The sequence below is a fragment of the Thermostichus sp. MS-CIW-37 genome, from assembly GCF_054060065.1.
Map to the genome: position 1 here is coordinate 192,227 of NZ_JBSSCV010000002.1, position 20,387 is coordinate 212,613.

17 protein-coding genes, 1 rRNA gene and 2 pseudogenes are annotated in these 20,387 nt (G+C 58.9%); 11 read left to right on the forward strand and 9 right to left on the reverse strand.

The features are described from left to right. The first annotated feature begins 205 nt into the window (after window positions 1-205). The gene (locus ACVWYZ_RS02050; RefSeq protein ID WP_457465747.1) at window positions 206-1,333 is read left to right on the forward strand and encodes a DNA polymerase III subunit delta'; all 1,128 of its coding nucleotides are present in this window, start codon (window positions 206-208) and stop codon (window positions 1,331-1,333) included. On the opposite strand, the gene ACVWYZ_RS02055 is transcribed toward ACVWYZ_RS02050, so the two are convergent. Both ACVWYZ_RS02055 and ACVWYZ_RS02060 read right to left on the reverse strand, forming a co-directional pair. After that, window positions 1,308-2,642: an ATP phosphoribosyltransferase regulatory subunit gene (locus ACVWYZ_RS02055; RefSeq protein ID WP_457465749.1), complete on the reverse strand. Its 1,335-nt coding sequence runs from the start codon at window positions 2,640-2,642 to the stop codon at window positions 1,308-1,310. The two genes, ACVWYZ_RS02050 and ACVWYZ_RS02055, sit on opposite strands and share 26 nt — an antisense overlap. Window positions 2,643-3,083: 441 nt before the next feature. Further along, window positions 3,084-4,145, reverse strand: a complete 1,062-nt coding sequence (locus ACVWYZ_RS02060) for an isochorismatase (protein WP_457465751.1) — start codon at window positions 4,143-4,145, stop codon at window positions 3,084-3,086. 318 nt (window positions 4,146-4,463) lie between these two features. On the opposite strand from ACVWYZ_RS02060, the gene ACVWYZ_RS02065 reads away from it, so the two are divergent. The 4 genes and pseudogenes from ACVWYZ_RS02065 (at window position 4,464) to ACVWYZ_RS02080 (ending at window position 7,899) form a co-directional block, all read left to right on the forward strand. Then, on the forward strand, window positions 4,464-5,846 hold the full coding sequence (locus ACVWYZ_RS02065; RefSeq protein WP_414357891.1) for a nicotinate phosphoribosyltransferase: 1,383 nt from the start codon (window positions 4,464-4,466) through the stop codon (window positions 5,844-5,846). 73 nt (window positions 5,847-5,919) lie between these two features. Beyond that, window positions 5,920-6,462, forward strand: a pseudogene (locus tag ACVWYZ_RS02070) (IS607 family transposase); the annotation flags it as partial. Further along, a pseudogene (locus ACVWYZ_RS02075) lies at window positions 6,350-7,105 on the forward strand (helix-turn-helix domain-containing protein); the annotation flags it as partial. The pseudogenes ACVWYZ_RS02070 and ACVWYZ_RS02075, both read left to right, overlap by 113 nt. A gap of 91 nt (window positions 7,106-7,196) precedes the next feature. After that, window positions 7,197-7,899, forward strand: a protein-coding gene (locus ACVWYZ_RS02080; RefSeq protein ID WP_457465774.1) for an IS5 family transposase whose coding sequence is annotated in 2 segments (ribosomal slippage) — window positions 7,197-7,489 and window positions 7,488-7,899 — 705 coding nt in all. Because the reading frame shifts where the segments join, the coding sequence is not laid out codon by codon here. Between the two features lie 14 nt (window positions 7,900-7,913). On the opposite strand, the gene ACVWYZ_RS02085 is transcribed toward ACVWYZ_RS02080, so the two are convergent. The 3 genes from ACVWYZ_RS02085 to ACVWYZ_RS02095 all read right to left on the reverse strand — a co-directional run bounded on the left by ACVWYZ_RS02085 (window position 7,914) and on the right by ACVWYZ_RS02095 (window position 11,965). Next, window positions 7,914-9,407 carry an L-aspartate oxidase gene (locus ACVWYZ_RS02085; protein WP_457465776.1) on the reverse strand — a complete coding sequence of 498 codons (1,494 nt, stop codon included), beginning with the start codon at window positions 9,405-9,407 and terminating at the stop codon, window positions 7,914-7,916. 70 nt (window positions 9,408-9,477) lie between these two features. Then, complete coding sequence (gene nadA, locus ACVWYZ_RS02090; protein ID WP_414358379.1) at window positions 9,478-10,416, reverse strand: quinolinate synthase NadA; 939 nt, start codon at window positions 10,414-10,416, stop codon at window positions 9,478-9,480. Between the two features lie 472 nt (window positions 10,417-10,888). Next, window positions 10,889-11,965 carry an ABC transporter substrate-binding protein gene (locus ACVWYZ_RS02095; protein WP_414358382.1) on the reverse strand — a complete coding sequence of 359 codons (1,077 nt, stop codon included), beginning with the start codon at window positions 11,963-11,965 and terminating at the stop codon, window positions 10,889-10,891. 442 nt (window positions 11,966-12,407) lie between these two features. On the opposite strand from ACVWYZ_RS02095, the gene upp reads away from it, so the two are divergent. The 3 genes from upp (at window position 12,408) to ACVWYZ_RS02110 (ending at window position 14,951) form a co-directional block, all read left to right on the forward strand. Further along, window positions 12,408-13,097, forward strand: coding sequence for a uracil phosphoribosyltransferase (gene upp / locus ACVWYZ_RS02100; RefSeq protein WP_414344397.1), 690 nt, complete (start codon window positions 12,408-12,410; stop codon window positions 13,095-13,097). 275 nt (window positions 13,098-13,372) lie between these two features. Continuing rightward, on the forward strand, window positions 13,373-14,257 hold the full coding sequence (locus ACVWYZ_RS02105) for an HAD hydrolase family protein (RefSeq protein WP_414398481.1): 885 nt from the start codon (window positions 13,373-13,375) through the stop codon (window positions 14,255-14,257). Next, window positions 14,244-14,951 (forward strand): tetratricopeptide repeat protein, encoded by a 708-nt coding sequence (locus ACVWYZ_RS02110; protein ID WP_414375473.1) that lies wholly within the window; start codon window positions 14,244-14,246, stop codon window positions 14,949-14,951. Before ACVWYZ_RS02105 ends, ACVWYZ_RS02110 begins: the two co-directional genes overlap by 14 nt. A gap of 85 nt (window positions 14,952-15,036) precedes the next feature. On the opposite strand, the gene ACVWYZ_RS02115 is transcribed toward ACVWYZ_RS02110, so the two are convergent. Further along, window positions 15,037-15,183, reverse strand: coding sequence for a hypothetical protein (locus ACVWYZ_RS02115; protein WP_187147235.1), 147 nt, complete (start codon window positions 15,181-15,183; stop codon window positions 15,037-15,039). A gap of 63 nt (window positions 15,184-15,246) precedes the next feature. Further along, complete coding sequence (locus ACVWYZ_RS02120) at window positions 15,247-16,446, reverse strand: LptF/LptG family permease (RefSeq protein ID WP_457465754.1); 1,200 nt, start codon at window positions 16,444-16,446, stop codon at window positions 15,247-15,249. 173 nt (window positions 16,447-16,619) lie between these two features. Between ACVWYZ_RS02120 and ACVWYZ_RS02125 the strand changes: the two genes are divergently transcribed. Further along, window positions 16,620-18,089: a pyruvate kinase gene (locus ACVWYZ_RS02125; RefSeq protein WP_457465757.1), complete on the forward strand. Its 1,470-nt coding sequence runs from the start codon at window positions 16,620-16,622 to the stop codon at window positions 18,087-18,089. Here the strand turns inward: ACVWYZ_RS02125 and lptB are convergent. Further along, entirely contained in the window at window positions 18,086-18,814 is a 729-nt protein-coding gene (gene lptB, locus ACVWYZ_RS02130; RefSeq protein WP_414344406.1) for an LPS export ABC transporter ATP-binding protein, read from the reverse strand. The two genes, ACVWYZ_RS02125 and lptB, sit on opposite strands and share 4 nt — an antisense overlap. 227 nt (window positions 18,815-19,041) lie before the next feature. On the opposite strand from lptB, the gene ACVWYZ_RS02135 reads away from it, so the two are divergent. Together ACVWYZ_RS02135 and ACVWYZ_RS02140 are read left to right on the forward strand one after the other, a co-directional pair. Next, window positions 19,042-19,347, forward strand: coding sequence for a hypothetical protein (locus ACVWYZ_RS02135; RefSeq protein ID WP_457465759.1), 306 nt, complete (start codon window positions 19,042-19,044; stop codon window positions 19,345-19,347). A gap of 167 nt (window positions 19,348-19,514) precedes the next feature. Next, window positions 19,515-20,006, forward strand: coding sequence for a pentapeptide repeat-containing protein (locus ACVWYZ_RS02140; protein WP_414358407.1), 492 nt, complete (start codon window positions 19,515-19,517; stop codon window positions 20,004-20,006). Between the two features lie 219 nt (window positions 20,007-20,225). Here the strand turns inward: ACVWYZ_RS02140 and rrf are convergent. Beyond that, window positions 20,226-20,342, reverse strand: a 5S ribosomal RNA gene (gene rrf, locus ACVWYZ_RS02145). Window positions 20,343-20,387 lie beyond the last annotated feature (45 nt).

The window sequence follows — 20,387 nt, forward strand, 5'->3', positions numbered from 1 at the left end:
GGTGCCGGTTGAACTCCGCCAACTTGAATAGGGCGCAGTGTCAGCAGGGAAAGTATCTGGGAGTTCATCCCAGTGGTTGGGGTCATGGCATCCCTCATCATTGGCAAGGGCGGTGTAGCCCAGGAAGTAGGAATCATCCTGCGACCTAGAAGGAATTCTTGCCCTTTAGGGCAGGAAGAAGGTCAACTCGTCCTCTCCTGCTGAGATGATGCAACGACTCTGTCCGAGTAGCGCGAATGGAGTTGCAGCCGCCGAGACCGCTGACCGGGTGAAGGTCTTGCCTCCGCAGCACATTGTCGGGCAGGAGATGGCGGCACGACTGCTTGTGGCGGCCCTGGAGAAGGGGCGGGTGACTTCCAGCTACTGCTTCTTGGGCCCCCAAGGGGTGGGGCGGAAGCTGATGGCCCGTTGGTTTGCCCAGGCCCTCTTGTGCGAATCCAGCTCCGGGATCCCTTGCGGCAAGTGCTCCAACTGCCATTGGCTGCTGGCGGGCAACCATCCCGATCTCCATTGGGTCAGCCCCACCTACCTACACCAAGGCCGCCTGATCGCGGCAGATTCCCCGGAGGCGCAAACCTTGCAACGGCGCCCGCCGCCCCAAATTCGCTTGGAGCAGGTGCAGGGGGTATCCCGCTTCTGTGCCCGCAAGCCGATTCGAGCCCAGCGAAAGGGCTCCGCCCCGCTAAAGGACTCCGTCCCGCTTACGCGATCGGGAGCGGTGGTGGTGCTGGAGGGAGCCGAAACCTTGGCGGAAAGCGCTGCCAATGCTTTGTTGAAAACCCTGGAGGAGCCAGGCCCAGCCCATATTATACTCATCGCCCCCCAGGCGGCCTCGCTGTTGCCGACGCTGTTGTCCCGCTGCCAGATGGTGCCTTTTCGCCGCCTCAGCCCAGAAGAGGTCGACCGGGTGCTGAGTGGGTTGGGTTGCCCAGATCTGGCAGGGATCCCTCGATCCGAGCTGATTGCCTTGGCCCAGGGCAGCCCCGGCTTGGCACTGCTGGCCCACCAGCACCTACGGCAGATCCCGCCGTCGCTCCTTGAGGAACTCAAACGTTGGCCCTGGCACTCTTCTCTCCAGCAGGCGTTGGAATTGGGCAGGGCGGTGGCCGGTTTGGAGCTGCCGACCCAACTGTGGCTGATCGATTATTTGCAGCAGCATTTCTGGGCACAGGGATCCCGTCAGCCGCTCGCGTCAGGGGTACGGGGTGCCATCCGGCAATTGGAACGCATTCGCCAACAACTGCTGCAATCGGTGCAGCCACGCCTCTGTTGGGAAGTCAACCTGGCCAACGAAGGACTCCGTCCCGCTAGCGCGAACAGTCTGGGTGGGTGATGTGGTAGCTGCCGTCAGCCTGTACCCAGGCGATCTCTGGGATCCCACATTGGCAAGCATAGACTTCTATCTCTTCAGGAGCTCGATCCAGCAATTCCAGCTCCACTGCCTCCATTCGCGTCAGCGGTGCGGTTCCCGTTAGGGTGCCGTAGGCATAGCACTCTTCTCGCCAGCGGGCGGCCAAGGCCAGCGCCGCCGGGATCCCTGCCGGCACCAGGGGCACCACCAACCGTTTGCAGCCCATCTCCTCGGTTTTGGGGTCGGGGGGCAAGAGCCGGAGCAGCGTATCCGGCAGAAGGGTAAAGCCGATCCCCGGCTGTTCGACCTGCTGAGGGCTGTAGAGAGCATGCAGCCGGTCGTAGCGTCCCCCCAAGGCAATGATCTCCCCGCCTGCCACTGCCTGAAAAACGATGCCGGTGTAGTAGGCCAGGGTTTGCAACAAGCTCAGATCCAGCACCACCCGCACCCCATGTTCCTCCAGCACCTGGCAGAGCTGCCGCAGATCCCGCAGCCGCTCAGGCGGCACAGGCAACTGAGCCAGGTCAGAAAGAACTGAGCCGGGCTGGCCCCGCAGCCCCAGAATCTGCAAGCCAATCTGGCGGGCGGCTTCCGGCAGAGGGGCCGATTCCAGGTAAACGTAGTCGAGCTGGGCAATGGCACGGCGCACTGCCGCTTGAGCCGTGGGGGCAACGGCGCTGAGCAAACTCTCGGTGAGGCTGACATCTCCCAGCAGCAGCGTCCAGGCGGCCTCCGTCCCGTTTACACAAGAAGAGATGCCGATCGAGCGAATGCAATCGGCCAGCAGCAGCAGAATCTCGGCATCTGCCAGCCATCCCCCTGCCCCGATCAGCTCCACTCCGGACTGAAAAAACTCCTGGCTACTGTAGGATCCCTCCTCCCGCCGGCTGTTGCGAAAAACGCTGCCGTGGTAGTAGAGCCGCAACGGCAAAGGCCCACCGGCTAGACGGGTGGCTGCCGCCCGCACAATGGAAGCAGTGAACTCGGGGCGCAGCCCCAGCATCGTCCCTTCGCCATCCCGCAGTTGCAGCACCGACTCGGCACGGATGGATCCCCCCGCCAGCAGCGTTTCCAGCCGCTCCAGGGTGGGAGTGATGATGCGCTGGTAGCCGTAGCGTCGGAAAACCTGGGTAAGCTGAGCCTCCAGCTTCTCCCGCCGTTGTACCTCCCGCGGCAGGAGATCCCGGGCACCGCTGGGGGGGCGCAGGCTGCTGGAGACGGTAGAACTGGCTTCAGGGCGCTCCGCACCGCTAACGCGAGAGTGCTCCGCACCGCTAACGCGATTGTACACAGGGCAACTCCGACAGGCTGTCCTGCCGCATCCTACCACTTGGAAGGGAGATCGACCGGGATCTTTGGGCTTCCCTCTAGTCCTCGATTTACCGGGCTATCGGTTAGCTTGCAGCACAATGCTCAACCTCGCTGACGAACCTTCCGACAGACGTTGTTGGTCTGGGCGATAGCAGCTTGACGTGGATTGGCCAAACCGGTGAGCTGGCTGGCACATTTTTTGTAGGCATTTCGCCTAGGCTAAAGTTTGCTCCACCTTCAGCCTGTGTGCTCTTTCAGAGCGAGGAGCAACTACCTGCAGCTTGCGGGGAAGTCGCGCCTGTGGAGATCCCTTTGGCGGGGTGGTAGAGGTGAGCTCTACCACTGGCCATGGGTCGTGGAAGCAAAAAGAAACCATCAACCTGCGCGAAAGTCCGCTTTTGCTCGGTGTTGTATAAGTCTTTCAGAGCGGAAACTCAGGCCACTCCCGGATGGGATCCGTGGAGCGTACTCGGTGCATTCCTGCTTCCGCAAAGCGGGCGAAAGCGGCCTCCGCCTGTTCGCTGAAATCCACAACGCCGGGGATCACCACCGCCGAGGTGCAGTCCTCCAGAAGATAAACTTTCTTGGCCAAGCTGGGATCCGTGGCTTGGATTTCCTGCAGCAGGTCACTCACCGTCCAGGCCACGCAATGGCTTTTGGCTTGGCCAGCCACGATCAGCGCATCAAACTGCAGCAGGTGGCGGATAAGAGGCTCATTTTTCTCGTCGATGGGATCCCCTTCCGGCCCGGTCAAGACCTCCGGGCTGAGTACGGAATAATTCTCCGTCAAGGGGTTGGCTCCCTTGAGCTGCAGGCTGGGCTGGCTAAGGCGGGCCATGCCGTGAAAGAAAATCGCCTCCTCCACCGCCGGCACCAAGGCATGGCCGATCCCCCCCAGCATGGAGTGGTAGGGCCAGACGATGAGGGGATATTTCCCCCCCTGCTCCAATTGCTCGGCGTAATGCAGAGCGTAGACCTGCAACCGGGTTAGATCCCCTTGGGTCAGGCTGGCGGCTACAGCCGGGTTCACCCGCCACCGCCCGCAGCGGATATCGGCTGCCGAAATGGCCGTGGCCGGCTCAGGATGGGATCCCTGTGCGTCCACCCAAAAGACGGGGTGGAAGATCTGCATGGCCGTGTGGGTGTCGAGGGTGGCAACAATCTGGGTGATGCAGGCCAAATTGCGGTAGATGAACTGACAAAGCCGGCGATTATCTTCCACCGCTCCCAACCCGCTGGAACCGGCCACAAACAGCTCAAAGCCGGGAATGCAAAAGGTGTTCTGCACATCAATGAGCAACAAGCCCACCCGCACCTGATCGGCCTCCGCCGGCGGGATCCCTTGCTCCTTGGCCCAGCGCTCGGCTTCTGCTGCCCGCTGTTGGTAGGGCACGCGCCAAATCTCCCCCACCCGCTCCGGATCAAAGTGGGTGGGAAGGCCTGCTGGAGCCGCAACCGTTAGCTCCTGTAGAGTGGCATTCATGGCGTTCTCCCGGTGGGGGCTGGATTGACCAGGCTTGCACAAGCTTGATCTAAGGTTAAAGGAAGTCGGGCTGGTACTTATGGTTGGTTTCACTATAAGTTGGGGAAGAGGTTTTGTCCAGATGGCCGCCTGTGTTCTCGGCTAAGTTTGGATTTGGCGTCTTGTTGAGACCGATTTTTCGAGCTTTTCGGGGGTTGCGGTGCTTCTGGTGGATCCCGGACAGGCAGGCTTACTTATGGTAAGTTTCACTATAACCTTGGCGACAGCTCTCTGCTCGATCCCATCGCTCCCCATCGGCTTCTGCCTTGAGGTTTTTTCATGTTGAGCCCTGATTTCTCGTCGTTGCAGCCCCAAGACTATGGCTTGCTAACCGATCTGTACCAGTTCACCATGGCCGCTTGCTATGTGGGGGAAGGGCTAGAGGCTCAGCCCGCTGCCTTTGAGCTGTTCGTGCGGCGGCTGCCCACCGACTATGGCTATCTGATTGCCATGGGGCTCACCCAGGCGGTGGAATACCTGCAGCAGCTCAGCTTCGCCCCCGAGGCTTTGCGAGCACTGCGGGAAACGGGCATTTTCGCCGATGCGCCGGAGCGCTTTTGGGATCTGCTGGCCCGCTGCCGGTTTGAGGGGGATATGTGGGCGGTGCCGGAAGGAACGGCCATTTTCGCCAACCAGCCCCTATTGCGGGTGGAAGCCCCCCTCTGGCAAGCCCAACTGGTGGAGACCTATCTGCTGTCCACCTTTAACTACCAGACCCTGATTGCCACCAAGGCGGCCCGTATGCGCGATGCAGCAGGGGATGAGGCCATCTTGCTGGAGTTCGGCACCCGGCGAGCTTTTGGGCCCCAGGCGGGGCTATGGGCAGCCCGGGCGGCTCTGGCGGCAGGGTTCAATGCCACCTCCAATGTTTTGGCAGCCCTGAAATTGGGGCGCAAGCCGGCAGGAACCATGGCCCATTCCCTGGTGATGGCCATTGCCGCTCTTTCGGGAGATGAGACCCGCGCTTTTCAGTCCTTTCGGCGCTACTTTCCCCAGGCTGCGCTGCTGATCGATACCTACGACCCCATCCAAGGGGCGCGCACGGCAGCCCAGCTTTTTGCAGCCGGAAGCCCGGATCAACTGGGATCCCGCGGGGAAATCGGCGGGGTGCGCATCGACTCAGGAGATTTGGAAGATCTCTCTCGCCGGGTGAAACAGATTTTGCCTCAAGGAGCCCCGGTGTTCGTCAGTGGGGATTTGGATGAATACGAGATCGAGCGCCTGCATCGCTCCCAGGCCCCCATCAGCGGCTATGGAGTGGGCACCCGCCTGGTGACCGGAGAAGGCGTGAACGGGGTGTACAAATTGGTGGAAATCAACGGGATCCCGGTGGCCAAAGCTTCCTTTGCCAAAGCCACCCTTCCCGGTCGCAAGCAGATCTTTCGCGGCCCCGAGGGAGACTTGCTGGGCCATGCCGACGAGCCCCCGCCCCCCGGCTACGAACCGCTGTTGCGCAAAGTCATGGAAAAAGGGCTGCTGCTGGATCCCTTGCCGGATTTGGAAGCCATTGCCCGCACCAGCCGCGCTTCTGTGCTGCGCCTGCCTCAGGGGGTGCGACAACTGCGCCAGCCGGATCCCTGGCCCATGGCCCTGACTGCAACTTTGCAGCGGTTGAAAGACCACACCCTCGGTCAGGACTGTGCCTCGGCGGGCACTGCCTGAGGAGCGGATTCTAATCCAAGCAACATTGAACCATGCTGAACATAGTATTCAGCATGGCGCGATATGTAACTCCCAAAGAAGTTGCTCGTCGGCAGTACGAACACCTTCAGGACGAGCAAGGCGATATGACCTCGATAGCTACATCAAGTTACCCGGAAAGCAGAAGCACATTGTTCTCTACGCCAGAGTTATCAGCCGAGCGCAAAAACCCGACTTGGAGCGACAGATTGCTCGATTGGTTAGCCTCCATTCTGGAGCCGAAGGGGTCGGAGACATTGGCGGCGGTCTCCACTTCCAAAGACCACGGTTCCTTGCCCTACTGGAACGAATCGGTGCAGGAGATGTCGGCACACTTGTGGTCGCCTATAAAGACCGCCTCTGCCGCTTTGGATTTGAGCTTGTTGCCTGGTACTGCCGTCAACACGGGTTCGAGAAAGAGCTCCGCTCCGCTGACGCAAACGTGGTTCTCAATCACCAAGACCACTCTCCCCAACAGGAATGGGTTGAGGATATTCTTGCCATTTTGCACGGCTTCAGTCATCGGCTCAGCGGACTCAGGAAGTACCGAACTGCAATCCAGGAAGATCAGGATTTATCCCGAACCCGCTCTGGCTAAGGTGTGGAAACACTGGCAAGCAGCGTGCCGGTATTGCTACAACCAAGCGATTGCCCATCAGTGCCAGCACGGTGCCCCAAAAACGGCTAGAAAGCTGCGGGACATCATCCTGCACTCCGACCTGCCCCGGTGGGTGAAGGACGCCCCCTGCCACATCAAGCAGAACGCGGTCATCGAGGCGTGGTTGGCGTTTCGCCGGAGCAAAGACGCGAAGTTTCGCAGTGTGCGGGACAGGTCGCATACGCTGCAATTCAACGCCGGCAACTTTCGCAATGGGACGTGGTATCCGAAACTCACCCGAGGTTTGGCGTTTCGTGCATCCGAGGAGATGCCCAGAGAATGGGCACATGGAACTGAGCTAGTGCGGGTGAAAGACAGGTGGTATGCCATCTTCCCTGAACCTGTGAACGAGCAGTGCTCGTTGGCAACGGGAATCATAGCGCTTGACCCTGGGGTGAGAACTTTCCTCACCGGGTTTGATGGGGAAGGTTTTGTGGATATTGCCAAAGGCGACTTTGGCCGGATAACACGGCTGTGCCACTACCTGGATGAGTTGCAATCGAGGCTGAGCCAGGCACCGAGGCAAAAGCGTAGGCGAATGCGGCAAGCAGCGTTTCGCTTGCGTCAAAAAATCAGGAACTTAGGTCGTGTTGATCTTATGTTAAGATAGAGAGAATAATTTATGGTGGAAAGAGGATGAAGTTGGTTTTTTAGATGAAAACAAACGGCAGAAGATATTGGCTTTTTTACGGACAGAAGAGAGAGTTAACATTGGGAAAGAAGCAAACTGTAAACAGTTTATTGAAGCAGTTCTTTGGATAGCCCGTTCCGGTGCTCCTTGGCGCTACCTCCCAGAAGGATATGGCAAATGGTACACCATCTATCAAAGATTCCACCGGTGGAGTCGTTTTGGAGTGTGGGAACGGATGTTCAAGTATTTTATTGACGACCCTGATTTAGAGCATCTCATTATTGATTCAACCATGGTTCGAGCGCACTCCTATGCTGCTGGAAAAAAGGGGAGCAAGCTTTGGGGAGAAGCCGGGGGGATACAGCACTAAGATTCATGTGAGTGTAGATAGGTTGGGAAATCCGATGGAATTGAGGATAACTGGCGGAGAAAGGAACGATATTACTCAAGGGGAAGAATTGATAGAGGGCTGGCAGAGAGAGGATACCAAGGTAATTGAGGATAAAGGATATGATGCCAATAAGTTGATTGAGAAGATAGGGGAAGCTCAAGCGGTTATTCCGCCTAAAAGAAATAGAAAGATGCAGCGGCATTATGACAAGCATTTATATAAAGAAAGGCATTTAATCGAATGCTTTTTTCATAAGTTGAAGCAGTACCGGCATCTATGTTCTCGTTTTGACAAATTGGCAAGAAACTTCTTGAGTTTTCTCTATCTCGTCAGTGCTCTCTTTTGGCTCAAATAAAAGATCAACACAACCTAGTTTGAATCGAAATGACTATGACGACAAAAAGTTGAACCACGCACCTCTGTATGGAAGGGCTCCCCTTCCTGGGGAAAGTCCTCGCGGAAATGGGCTCCTCGGCTTTCTTCCCGCAGCAGCGCCCCCTGCGCTACAAGACGGGCGAGCAAAAGCAGACTGCCTGCCTCAGCCTCTTCCCGGCTGGCCCAAGGCTTTTCCTGCAGGGGAAGTTCCTTGACAAAGGCCAGAAAAGCCCGCAGCCGTGTTCCCTCGCGCACAACGCCCAAAGCTTCCCCAACTCGCTGCCTCAGAGCCGGCACGATGGAGGGAGATGCCGCCAGAACGGGTAGCCTTTGCAGTCGCCGGGCGAAGCTCACCTCTCCCAAGTCTTGCAAGGCAGCCAAAGCAGCCCGCTTGCCCATAACCAGCCCCTCCAAGAGACTGTTGGAAGCCAAACGATTGGCCCCGTGTAGCCCCGTGGAAGCCACCTCCCCGGCAGCATAAAGGCCCGGCAGTCCGGTGAAGCCGAAAGCGTCCGTTCGGATCCCACCCATCACGTAGTGAGCGGCGGGAACAACCGGCAGCAGATCCTTGGTGGGATCCAACCCCAAGGCGCGGGCAGAAGCAACAACGGTGGGAAAACGCTCCTCCAGATGTTCGACGACCCGCAGATCCAGGTAGGTTCCCCCTGTCTGCTCCCGCTCCCAGAAAACGGCTCGAGCTACCACATCCCGCGGCGCCAGCTCTCCCCGCTCCGCATACCGAGGCATGAAACGCTCCCCAAAGGCGTTGAGGAGAACGGCCCCTTCTCCTCTTACTGCCTCGCTCACCAGCGCTCCATTGGGCAAAGCCGTGGGGTGAAATTGCACAAACTCCAGATCCCTGAGGATGGCCCCTGCCCGCCAAGCCAGCACCATCCCATCGCCGGTAGCTCCCGAGGGAGCTGTCGAGACGGGGAAGAGGCTGCCAAATCCTCCCGTAGCCAGGAGAACTGCCCCGGCCCTCACCTCCACCGGCCCCTCAGGGCCAAGAAGCAAGGCCCCCGCCACCCTGTCCCCCGCCAGCAAAAAGCTGAGGGCTGTGTAGCCCTGCAAAGGCAGCCTGTTGAGGCGAGCCAGCAAACCTCTCAGGAGCCACAGTCCGCTCCGATCCCCCCCCAGATGGCGAACCCGCGCTTGGGAGTGGCCCCCTTCCCGGACAGGTTGGGGATGGAAAGGAAGGCCCCAGCGTAAAAGCCTCTCCAGGTGCAAGGGTGCTTCCTCCACAATGGAGCGGGCCACCTTTTCTTCCACCAGGCCACGGCCCGCTTGCAAGGTGTCTCGGAGATGGGCCTCTACATCCGCCTCATCCACAGGAAAAGCCACCCCACCCTGTGCCCAAGGGGTAGAGCCAGAGGGAAGGGGATCCTTGCTTACCACCAAGGTTGTCGCCCCCTGGGTTTCGGCCCACAGGGCTGCGTACACCCCCGCCACCCCCGCTCCCAGGATCAGCAGATCAGTTTGCCATCGCACTAGCGGTGCGATTTCCCTGCCGTAGGCATAGCACTCTTGCAGCAGCGCCACGTAGTCCTTGCGCTCCAATTTAAGCCCCGGCAGGCACTGCCAGCATGGCCAGAATCGACCGGCGAGCCTTCTCAGCCACGTCCTGGGGTACCTGAATCACGTGGCGCATCTCCTGCAGGGAGCGATAAATCTTTTCCAAGGTAATCTTTTTCATGTACTCGCAAACGGCCTCTGCCTTGACAGGGATGAAGGTCTTGTCTGGAGCTTCTTTCTTGAGCCGGTGGAGAATGCCCACCTCAGTAGCGACCACGAACTCGCGGCTTTCCGAGGTTTTGGCGTAGCGCACCATGCCCTCGGTAGAGAGCAGCTTGGCATCCGGTTTGAGAAAGAGACAGCTAGAGCCGCAACTGCACTCGGGGTGAATGAGGAACTCCGCTCCAGGGTGCTCTTCCACCATCGCCTTGAGGTGCTCTTCCCGGATGCCGACATGCACGTGGCACTCTCCCGGAAAGAGATCCAGCTCCCTCCCGGTTACCTGAGCAACGTGGGCTCCCAGAAACATATCCGGCACAAAGAAGATGGGGCGATCCCGGGGCAGGCTGGCCACCACTTGAACTGCGTTGGCGCTGGTTACGCAGACATCCGCCAGGGCCTTGATCTCTGCAGCGGTATTGACGTAGGCCACCACCAAGCCCTCAGGGCAGGCTTCCTTCCACCGCAGCACATCTTCTGGGCGAATGCTGTCGGCTAGGGAACAGCCCGCCTCCAGATCCGGCAGCAGCACCGTCTTTTCGGGGTTGAGGATGGCAGCCGTCTCTGCCATAAAATGCACGCCCGCAAAGACGATCACCTGGGCGCTCGTCTTTTGAGCCTCTCGAGCCAGCCCCAAGGAGTCTCCCACAAAGTCTGCTACCTCTTGAACTTCGGGGAGCTGATAGGAATGGGCAAGGATGACCGCCTGCCTTTCCTGTTTGAGCCGAACAATCTCCTGGACGGTCACGTCAGCGTTGCGTAGCAATAGAGTCTCTCCTTATCATTCTCGACTTCTTGTCGCGACAGCGTTGCGTAGCAATAACGGCTTTGTTCCTCTGTAAGCTGGACGCGATCTGAGGACTTTGTCCCGCTAATGGGCTCGCAGGAGCAGCGCGCAGCGATAGCAGAAAGCGTATCTCCTGCAGTTGGCTGACTCTGCTTTAGCCAAGACGCTCGGAGAAGCCTTTCGCGGCGCTCGGTTGAGCTGGAGCTGGGCCTAGGTTGTTTTCCCAAAGTAGCATCGGTTGCGACGGCGTTGCGCAGCAGTAAAACAGCATCTAGCGAGGACTTGGCTCAGGTTGATATTCCCCCCTGCATAAAGGTAGGGGATTCTTTCAAGCACTCCGCGCCGTCATAGGCGTTCGCGAAAGCGTCGTGTAGCAATGAAGCAAAGGCCGTCCCAGGGGGCGGGGCTTGTTCGCTTTAGCAGCGCGGAGCGCTAAACCCGGTTTTCTTGGTCAGGCAGTGTAGTAGGCCGTGCCTTTGTTGACGAAGTCCAGCGTATAGGCAGCCCGGTAGTTGATGGTTGGCTCAAACACGCCGGCCACTGTCATGCTGTCGAAGAAGTCTTGCCAGCGTTTGTCGGTCATGGCGCCAATGCCTTTTTCCAGCGCATCGCCGGACAAGATGATGCCGTACTCCTGCAGTTTCTCGAAGCTATAGGCCAACTGGGCATCGGTCATTTCCGGGTTGTCCTGCTTGATCAAGCGATAGGCCGGACGGGGATCCTCCAAGAAGCTGTACCAGCCCTTAATCGAGGCATCCACGAATCGCTGCACCAAGTCGGGCTTGGTTTCCACCAGTTGACGACGGGTTTCGATGGTGGTGGCGTAGGGTTTGTAGCCCAAATCGGCCAGGAGGAAGACCACCGGCTCAAATCCCCCTTCCTGTTGGATGGCAAAGGGCTCAGACGTCAGATAGCCTTGCTGAGCTGAGCTGGGATCCGCCAAAAAGGGGCCGGGGTTGAAGTTATAGGGGCGAACTTGGTCGTCGGTGAAGCCAAAGCGGGCCTTCAGGTAGGGCCAGTAGGTGGCAAGGCCACCTTTCGAGACAAAGATAGGCCGGCCCTTGAGCTCTTCAAAGCGCTGGGTGCCAGGGTGGGCCATGATGATCTGCGGGTCTTTTTGAAAAATGGCCGCCACGCACACCAAGGGGATCCCTTCTCGCACGGCATTGATCACCCCTGTGCTTCCTCCCATGGCAAATTCGGCAGCTCCACCGGCCAAAACTTGGGTGATGTTGATGCCAGGGCCACCCATCTTGATGGTCACATCCAGGCCATGCTCGCGGTAGATGCCGGTCGCCACCGCCTGATAAAAGCCGCCGTGTTCCGCCTGGGCATACCAGTTGGTAGCGTAGGAAACGCGATCCAGACCGGATCCCTGAGCCACGATCAGGGTGGGAGAGGGTTTGCGCTGAGCTTGGGCACCCCCTGCAGCCAACAGACCGCCCCCAAGGGCTGCGGCCCCCACCTTGAGAAGTTGACGGCGGCTCAGAGCGTTGGTGTTCGAGTCAGAGGGTCGAGGCGAAGCCATATCCATTCTTCCTAAACCTAATCCTTGCAAGGTGTGAGGGGGCCAAAGATGCAGGTAATTTGTAACACTCCATTAAACCAAAAAACCTTGGACAGAGCGGTATCTCCGGCTACCGGTACTTGCAGACGAGATCCGCCGGCATTGGGTTCCATCGGCTAGAGACCAAGTTGCCCAGCAGCCAGCACCTCAGTTCGCAAATGGCAAGAGGAACAAAACCCGAAACCAGCCTTGCCCTGGTCTATCCCAAACCTGTAGCCACCGAACATGACCGGCGCTCGAAGTAACCTGCAGATCTCATTCTGCCGCAATCTTGCTGGGTCAAAGAGCCCCACCCCTTGAGCATTTGCCGGAGCTGTTGGCAATTTATCCCCGGTCGGGATGGAGTTGCGGCCAATTGGAGAGCTTGCTTTCTAGAGCTTGCTTTCTGCTAAGGCAACCCGCTATGCTACCGCCCAGATTGAGGCATTCTCCCGTGGCAAGTCAGCAGCTTCGTGTTTATGTCCCCCCTCACCCGCTCATTAAGCATTGGCTAACTGTGGCTCGGGATGCGGAGACTCCCATGCCCCTGTTTCGCACGGCCATGTCGGAGCTGGGCCGTTGGCTGACCTATGAGGCGATGCGGGAGTGGATCCCCACCCAGACCGTTCAGGTGCAAACCCCTTTGGAACCCGTTGCCGCGGAGGTCATCGCGCCGGATACCCTGCTGGGCATTGTGCCTGTATTGCGAGCCGGTTTGGCGATGTTAGAGGGTTGTCAAGCCCTTTTGCCCCAGGCGCGGATCTTTCACATCGGTATGGTGCGGGATGAGGAAACGCTGCAGGCTAGTTGCTACCTCAATCGCCTTCCAGAGCGGATCCCTGAGCAGATGCGCATTCTCATTCCCGAGCCGATGTTGGCCACCGGGGGCACGCTGCTGTGGGTTTTGGATGAGCTGAAAAAGCGGGGGGCGGATCCCAGCTTGGTCCGGATTGTCTGCGCATTGGCAGCGCCCCCAGGGTTACAGCGGTTGGGATCCCACTACCCGATGGTGCAAATCTTCTGCGCCATGATTGACGAGCGGCTGAACGATCGAGGATTTATCTTGCCCGGGCTGGGGGATGCAGGGGATCGCGCCTTCGGCACAGAGAACTAGCCACTGACCCACTCAATCTGTCTGTCTTCTCTGCTGCTGGTTTTTGAGCCAAGATCTTCGGCGACACACGCATTCTGTAGTGCTCAATCGAGATTTTACCACTTCTGGCGCACGGATTGCCCATTCACCCAGATGCTTTGAGGGAGAGCATTTGAGGCTAACCCCCCTCAGATTGGTCAAGCTATTGGATCATGGGTAATGTTGGCCGCTTCAGGGATCCCGGTCGCGCTACTTGCAATTCTGACGGGGCCAGCACCTTTTCCCTTCCTGCGCCTATGCGACTTGTCCTTACCAGTTTGGATGGCAGCTTGCTGGATCTGGAGTCCAACAGCTATGGTGCTGCCCGACAAGCCTTGGCTGCCCTAGAGCGCCGCTCCATTCCCTTGGTGCTCTACAGCCTGCGCACCCGTGCTCAACTGGAGCAGGTGCGGCGGCAGTTACGCCTGGAGCATCCGTTCATCTGCGAGGATGGATCCGCCGTTTACGTGCCTGAGCATTACTTCCCGGCGGGCATTCTGGATGAGCAGTGGCAACACCGACCGCCCTACTACGTGTATGCCTTGGGTCTGCCCTATTCTCGCCTGCGCAGCATCTTGCAACAGGTGCGCCAAGATTTCCACTTGGACTTGATCGGGTTTGGGGATTGGACTGCCTCTGAACTGGCCGCTGCCACCGGGATCCCTTTGGAAGAGGCGGAGCGGGCGCAGCAGCGAGAGTACAGCGAGATTTTCAGCTATTCCGGGGATCCCGAAACCCTACGGGAAGCTTTTGCCCAACAAGAGGCCAACCTCACCCAACATCTGCTGCGGGTGCGTCAGCTCCACTTCTCCAGCCTGCCGCAATGGTATCTGACCGGATGGATACGGCCAACGATGGCCGCAGAACCCAATTTCTCGCCGGGGGAGCAGGCGGTGCGGCGGCTGCTGGATTGCTATCAACGGCATTTGGGCCCTATCAAGGCTTTGGGCATTGGTTGTTCCCCGCCCGATGTGGCCTTTTTGCGGTGGACGGAGCAAAAAGTGGTGCTTCCCAGCCCAATTGCGGATAGCCTCTGGAGTGAGGCCCTGCCCCAATGGCAATTGGCTCAGCTCCCCGGCCCAGAGGGGTGGAATGAAGTGGTGTTGATGTGGTTGGAGGAAACAGATCATGGTGATGAATAAGCAGCAGAGCGGTTGTCAGGCTGTCCCCCTGGGCTTGAGAACGGCGGGATGCTTGCTGAGTTTGGCGATGGCCATGCCCGCCTACGCACAACCGCCCATGACCCTACTGACAGGAGAACCGACGGTCGCCCAACTGAAGGAAGACGGAGCCCGCTACCTGCAGATGGGCTTTCATACCTTGGCCATCAACGCCTACCGGAGCGCGATTGAACTGGAAGAAAAAACCTTGGTGCTGCCCAGCGAACGGGATCCCGATGTGCCTTTTAACCTCGGCTTGATCTACGCCCGTCAGGGCAAGCTGGCGGAGGCGCGCGCTGCCTTTCAACGCTCGGTAGAGGTGGATCCCAGTAGCTTTAAGGCCCGCTATCAACTGGCTTTGGTGGATCTCAAGCTGGGGAACCTGGCCGCAGCCAAAGAGCAGCTCACCCTTTTGGCCCATGCCGCCAGCAACCATCCGGAAACCCACAGCCATATTCAATCTTTACTGGCCACTCTGGAGTCTGTGCCCCTGCCCGGCCAACAAGGGAAAAACCCGGCTCGTCCTCCAGCCGTCGAGTCAGAAGCCGCCAAGCTCTTGCTCGAACCTCAGAAAACAGAAACAGCCGCCCTGCCAACTGCGACTGAAAAGAAAGGGCCAGAGGAAGAGAAACCCCTCTCGCTTCTGCAGCGGCTCCGCCAACAGGAGCGGGACTAGTTCTCTCTCGGCCCAGACTGACAACCCATGAAGGCATGTAGCTGGATGCCAGGGATCCCACTGGTCACCGGGCCTTGGGCTAGGCTCACCCCTTTTTGGGATCCGACTGAGAATCTTCGGGCTGGGGCCCTTTGGTGGTGAACACCGTGGTGAACATCATCAGCATGCCTCCCCCCAAAATCAGCAGGGCCAATCCTCCGAACATCCAATTCATCCAGGCTTGGATTTCCATGGGGGGCTCTCCAGAATGCATAGGCAACCCTGATCCTACATCTGGAAAAACGGTGCCCAGCAGCTACTGATTGGCTCGGTAAAGCAACCCCAGTCCTACGACGGCACAGATGAAGTTGGGCAACCAAGCCGCCGTTGCCGGCCCCAGCGTCCCAATTTGTCCCAGCGCCTGGGTGATGAACAGCAGCACATAGAAGGCAAAGATAATCAGCACACTGATGCCCAACCCCAAAGAGGAACCGGTGCGCTGCGGGCGCAGCCCCAAAGGCACCCCAATCAGGGTAAACGCCAGACACGCGAAAGGAATGGCATACTTTTGGTTGAGGCTGACCTGCAGACGGCGCACCCGTTGCAGATCTCCAGAACTGGCGATCACCTCGATGTAATGCTTCAGCTCCCGAATGTTCATTTCCTCAGGGCTGCGAATCTCCTGAGCCAGCTCCAGCGGCGCGCGAGGCAGACGCAACTCCTGCCGGCTGAAGGTGGCAATGTTGCTGTAGGTGCCATCAGGAGAAACGATGTAGTTGGTGCCATCCTCAAACACCCAAAGATTCTCTTGGGGATCCCAGCGTCCCCGTTGGGCCAGCAGGATTTGGTTGAGCGCTTCGTTGGAAAAATCTAGGACGATAATGCCGCGCATTTGCTTCCCATCGAAGCTGCGGGCGTAGAACTGACGGGTTAGCCCTTGTCGCCGGGAAAAGGTGCCGTCCGGCTCAGGCATGAGGATCTCGCCAAATTCTTGGTAGAGGATATTCTCCCGCCGGAAGTCGGGATCCCGATTTAAAGCTCGATTCAAAGTCGTGGCCGCTTGGCGATTGCTCACCGGCACCACCAGCTCATTGAACAGAAACGTTAACGTCGTCACCAGCAAGCTGAGGACGAGGGCAGGCACCATGAGGCGGTAAAGGCTCACCCCGCATCCGCGCAAGGCCGTGATCTCGTTGTCGGCAGACAAGCGCCCATAGGCCAGCAACGTCGCCAGCAACATGGACATCGGGAACGTCAAAACGATGATCCCCGGCGCCCGCAGCACGAACACCTGCAAGGCTGCTGAAATCGATAACCCTGCCTCCACCACCAGGCGCACCAGCTCGAACAGGGATCCCACCGCCATCACCAAGGTTGTGAAAGCCCCCACCCCAAAGAGAAACGGCAGCAGCATTTCCGAGAGGACATAGCGATCCATCAGGCCCACCGCACAAGCGAGGGAGAACGTGCTGGAGGAACGGCCAACCGGATGGGTGGGGGGAGAATGAAGTTTCACGCAACCCAAGGAAGTAGTAGGCAGGACAGCCGAAGGCTGTTAACGACTCTAGACCGGAACACTGGGCAATGAAAGGCTATCGCCTTCCTTTCTCAACCTAACCCGCCTATGATCGACCCCAAGTAAGCTCAGGCATAGAATTGGGCCGGGTTTGTCTTGGGAAGACTTTCGACATGGTTTCCTCCTCTTCCCCCTCCTGCAATCTTAGGAGTTTGCTGGAGCGGCTCCTGGAGCTGCGGCAGCAGGTTGTAGAGGGATCCCAGAGCTACTTGGCTGCTTGGGGCTGCCCTACCGTCCCCCCTCCGGCCATTCATAACCTGGCGCGGTATCTGGCTCTGCGACAACAGGATCTGCGCAGCCTGCAGTTGGAATTGGCCGCCCTCGGACTGTCGTCGCTGGGGCGATGTGAATCACGGGTTTTGGAAAACCTAGATGCTGTGATTGCCGTTTTGGCAGCAACTCAGGGCTTAGCCTATCCGGCGCCCAGCTATGAAGAGTTTTATGCCGGGGATACGGCACTTGAGCAGCACGCCGAGGCGCTGTTTGGCCCCCCTTCTCCCCATCGCCGCGCCCGCATCATGGTGACCCTGCCCAGCGAAGCCGCCGAGCAGCCGGAGCTGTTGCTGCAGTTGTTGGAGCGGGGCATGAACGTGGCCCGCATCAACTGCGCCCACGACGAGCCCTCGGTGTGGGAGAAAATGGTGGCCCACTTGCGCCAGGCCGAAGCCCAGACCCAACGGCGTTGCAAGATTTTGCTGGACCTGGCTGGCCCCAAGATCCGCACCGGCCCAGTGGCCATGCCCCCCGGCAAAACCAAGGTGTACCGCGGGGATCGCATCCTGCTCACCGCGAAGGTTCCTGAAGCCAGCGCCGATATCTCCTGCCAGGTGACCTGCAGCCTGCCGGAGGTTTTGGCGCACCTGCAGGTAGGGGCAAGTGTTTGGATCGACGACGGCAAAATCGGCGCCCGCGTGGTAAGGATCGAGCCGGCAGGCGTGGTGCTGGAGGTGGACAAAGTTGCCCCTCAGGGCAAGAAGTTGCGAGCAGAAAAAGGCCTCAATTTTCCTGACAGTCAGCTCCAGATCCGTTCCCTCACCGACAAAGACTGCCAAGACCTGGACTTTGTGGTGCGGCATGCCGACTTGGTGGGCTATTCCTTCGTCCAGCAGCCCGCGGACTTGCAGTTGCTGGTTTCTGAGCTGGAGCGGCGGCAGGCTCGCCCCGATTTGGGCTTGATCCTCAAAATCGAAACCCAACAGGCCGTGAAAAACCTGCCTGCCCTCATTGCGACCGCCGCAAACCGCAGGCCCCTAGGGGTGATGATTGCCCGCGGCGACCTGGCTGTGGAAATGGGTTGGCTGCGCTTAGGCGAGATCCAAGAGGAACTCCTGTGGATTTGTGAGGCAGCCCGCGTGCCGGTGGTTTGGGCTACCCAGGTGCTGGATCAACTGACCAAGGAGGGTTTGCCCTCACGAGCCGAGCTTTCCGATGCAGTGATGTCCGCCTGCGCCGAATGCGTGATGCTCAACAAGGGCCAGTATTTGCTGGAGGCGGTCGCCCTCCTCGATGAGCTGCTGGCCCGTATGCAGACCCACCAACACAAGAAAAGCCAACGTCTGCGGGCTCTGTACTCTTGGCGCTAGAGGCGGAACTTCTCTCCTAGGTAATACTTGCGCACCAAGGGATCCGCTGCCAACTCAGCAGAAGTGCCTTTGGCCAGGATTGCCCCGTCGTTGAGGATATAGGCGCGATCGGTGATCTCCAGAGTCTCCCGCACGTTGTGGTCGGTAATCAACACGCCGATGCCCCGCTGCTTCAGCTTGGCCACCACCTCCTGAATATCCGCCACCGCAATGGGATCCACCCCCGCAAAAGGTTCATCCAGCAGCAGAAATTTCGGCCCGTGGATCCCAGCAGCCAAGGCACGGGCGATCTCCGCTCGGCGACGCTCCCCCCCTGATACCTGTAGGCCCAAGCTGTGGGCGACATGGGCGATGCGAAACTCCTCCAGCAGTTGGTTGAGCCGCTGCTGCCAAAGGCGACGGGGCACCCCTGTTTGCTCCATGATCAGCAGCAGGTTGTCTTGAATGCTGAGGCGACGAAAAATACTCGGCTCCTGGGCCAGGTAGCCGATCCCCAATTGGGCACGACGATGCATGGGCAGGTGGGTAATATCTTGGTCATCCAACCAGACATGGCCTCGGTTCGGCTGGATCAGGCCGGTCATAATGTAGAACGTGGTGGTTTTCCCCGCCCCATTGGGGCCCAGCAGCCCGACGATCTCCCCCTGCTGAATGTTCAGGCTGACGTCGCTCACCACCTCACGGCGGCCATAGCGCTTACAGATGTTTTCTAAGTAGATCTGCATAGGACGCTGATCAATGCTCACCGATTCTGAAAGGGGCTTCTCGCCCAGACAGGGATCCTGTAGTAAGTGTCTCTCCCGAAGATGCCCCAAATCTTGCCCACAATCCAGAGAGATCTGAGCAGAATTGATCCCCTCAGGCTGACCCTGGAAGTCTTCGATACTATCATCATGACGGCGTACTGTAACTGGTTGCACCACCGCTTCAGGATGGGATCCCTGGCCTTCCCATGCTCCGCTGCCCAGACTGCTCTTGGCTCAACCCCGACTCCGATTATCGCTGTCGCCGCTGTGGGCACTTTTTGCGCCATCGCCCGCTTCCTGTTGCCGGGAAGGGATCCCAGCTCAACCCAAGAAGGCCAAACACCAACCCTGCCGACTGGCGGGAAATCCGCTGGGATCGCGTCCTGACTTCATCGGCGATACTCGGGGTTTTGGTGGGGTTGGGGCAACTGTCTTGGCATTGGGTACAACTGCTGCTGAGAGATCCACCCCTTCCCAGTGTTGGCAACGGCCCGGCAGCTTCGGGACGATAGGACTCCAAACGCCATCGCGCCTTAAGAGAGCTTGTTATCAGGTGGGCCAGACAAACCTGTGGAGTGGCCGAAGTCGGCAGATGCCACTATCATGTGACCAACGCAGAACAACCCCGCTCTGCTGTGTCCCTTCACTTAAACCTTCAAAATTGCGAGGCTTGGTAACCATGAACCTCAATCTCAAAGTTCCCGCCATTTGGGCACTGCTGACCACGGCGGCCTTGGCTTCCACTGCCGCAGCCACAACCTACAACTCTTGTTTCATGCGCTACCTCACGGCTTCCCGAACCTGTCCTAATTGCCGCCTGGGATCCATTGAGCTGAGCAACTTGGATCTGGCGGAAGCCAATTTCAGCGGCTCCGATCTGATCGAGGCTAATTTGGAGCGCACCATCTTGACAGGTGCCGATCTCAGCCAGTCCTACCTGGTGGGAGCCAATTTGCGACGGGCCCAATTGAGCGGAGCCAACCTGAGTGGCGCTTACCTGGAGGGAGCGGATTTGCGGGGGGCCAACCTCCGGGGGGCCGATCTCTCTTCTGCATCCCTGTACGGCGCGGACTTGCGGGGGGCCGATCTGCGCGATGCCAATCTAGTTGGGGCTGACCTGCGCTTTGCTCGCACCTGGGGCGCACGCCTGCAGGGCGCCGTTCGGGAGTAGCGCAAGAGGCCGAGGTTACAAAAAACTGGATCCAAAGCCCCGCCCTTCCAGGGCGGCTTTGTGTAGCTTTGCTAGCAGCGGTAGGGTAGTCAACGGCTATAAAAGCTCGACAGTTTCCAACTAGAACACTGCACCCACACCTATCACCCTAGCCTGAGACGACCATAGCCGCAACTTTTACTCAGTAAATAACCCCCCAGTGATGGGGGGCAGTGGTGGGCCTGGCACCGAGCTAGGTTGCCAGCAGGTCGCCCTGCCAGTAGATTCGCCGCTGATGCGTTTCACATCCGAGTTCGGGATGGGTCGGCGTGGTTCCACATCGCTATAGGCACCAGGACAGCCTCAGCCACCCTGAAAGCTGCATAGCCAGAAAGGTAGAAC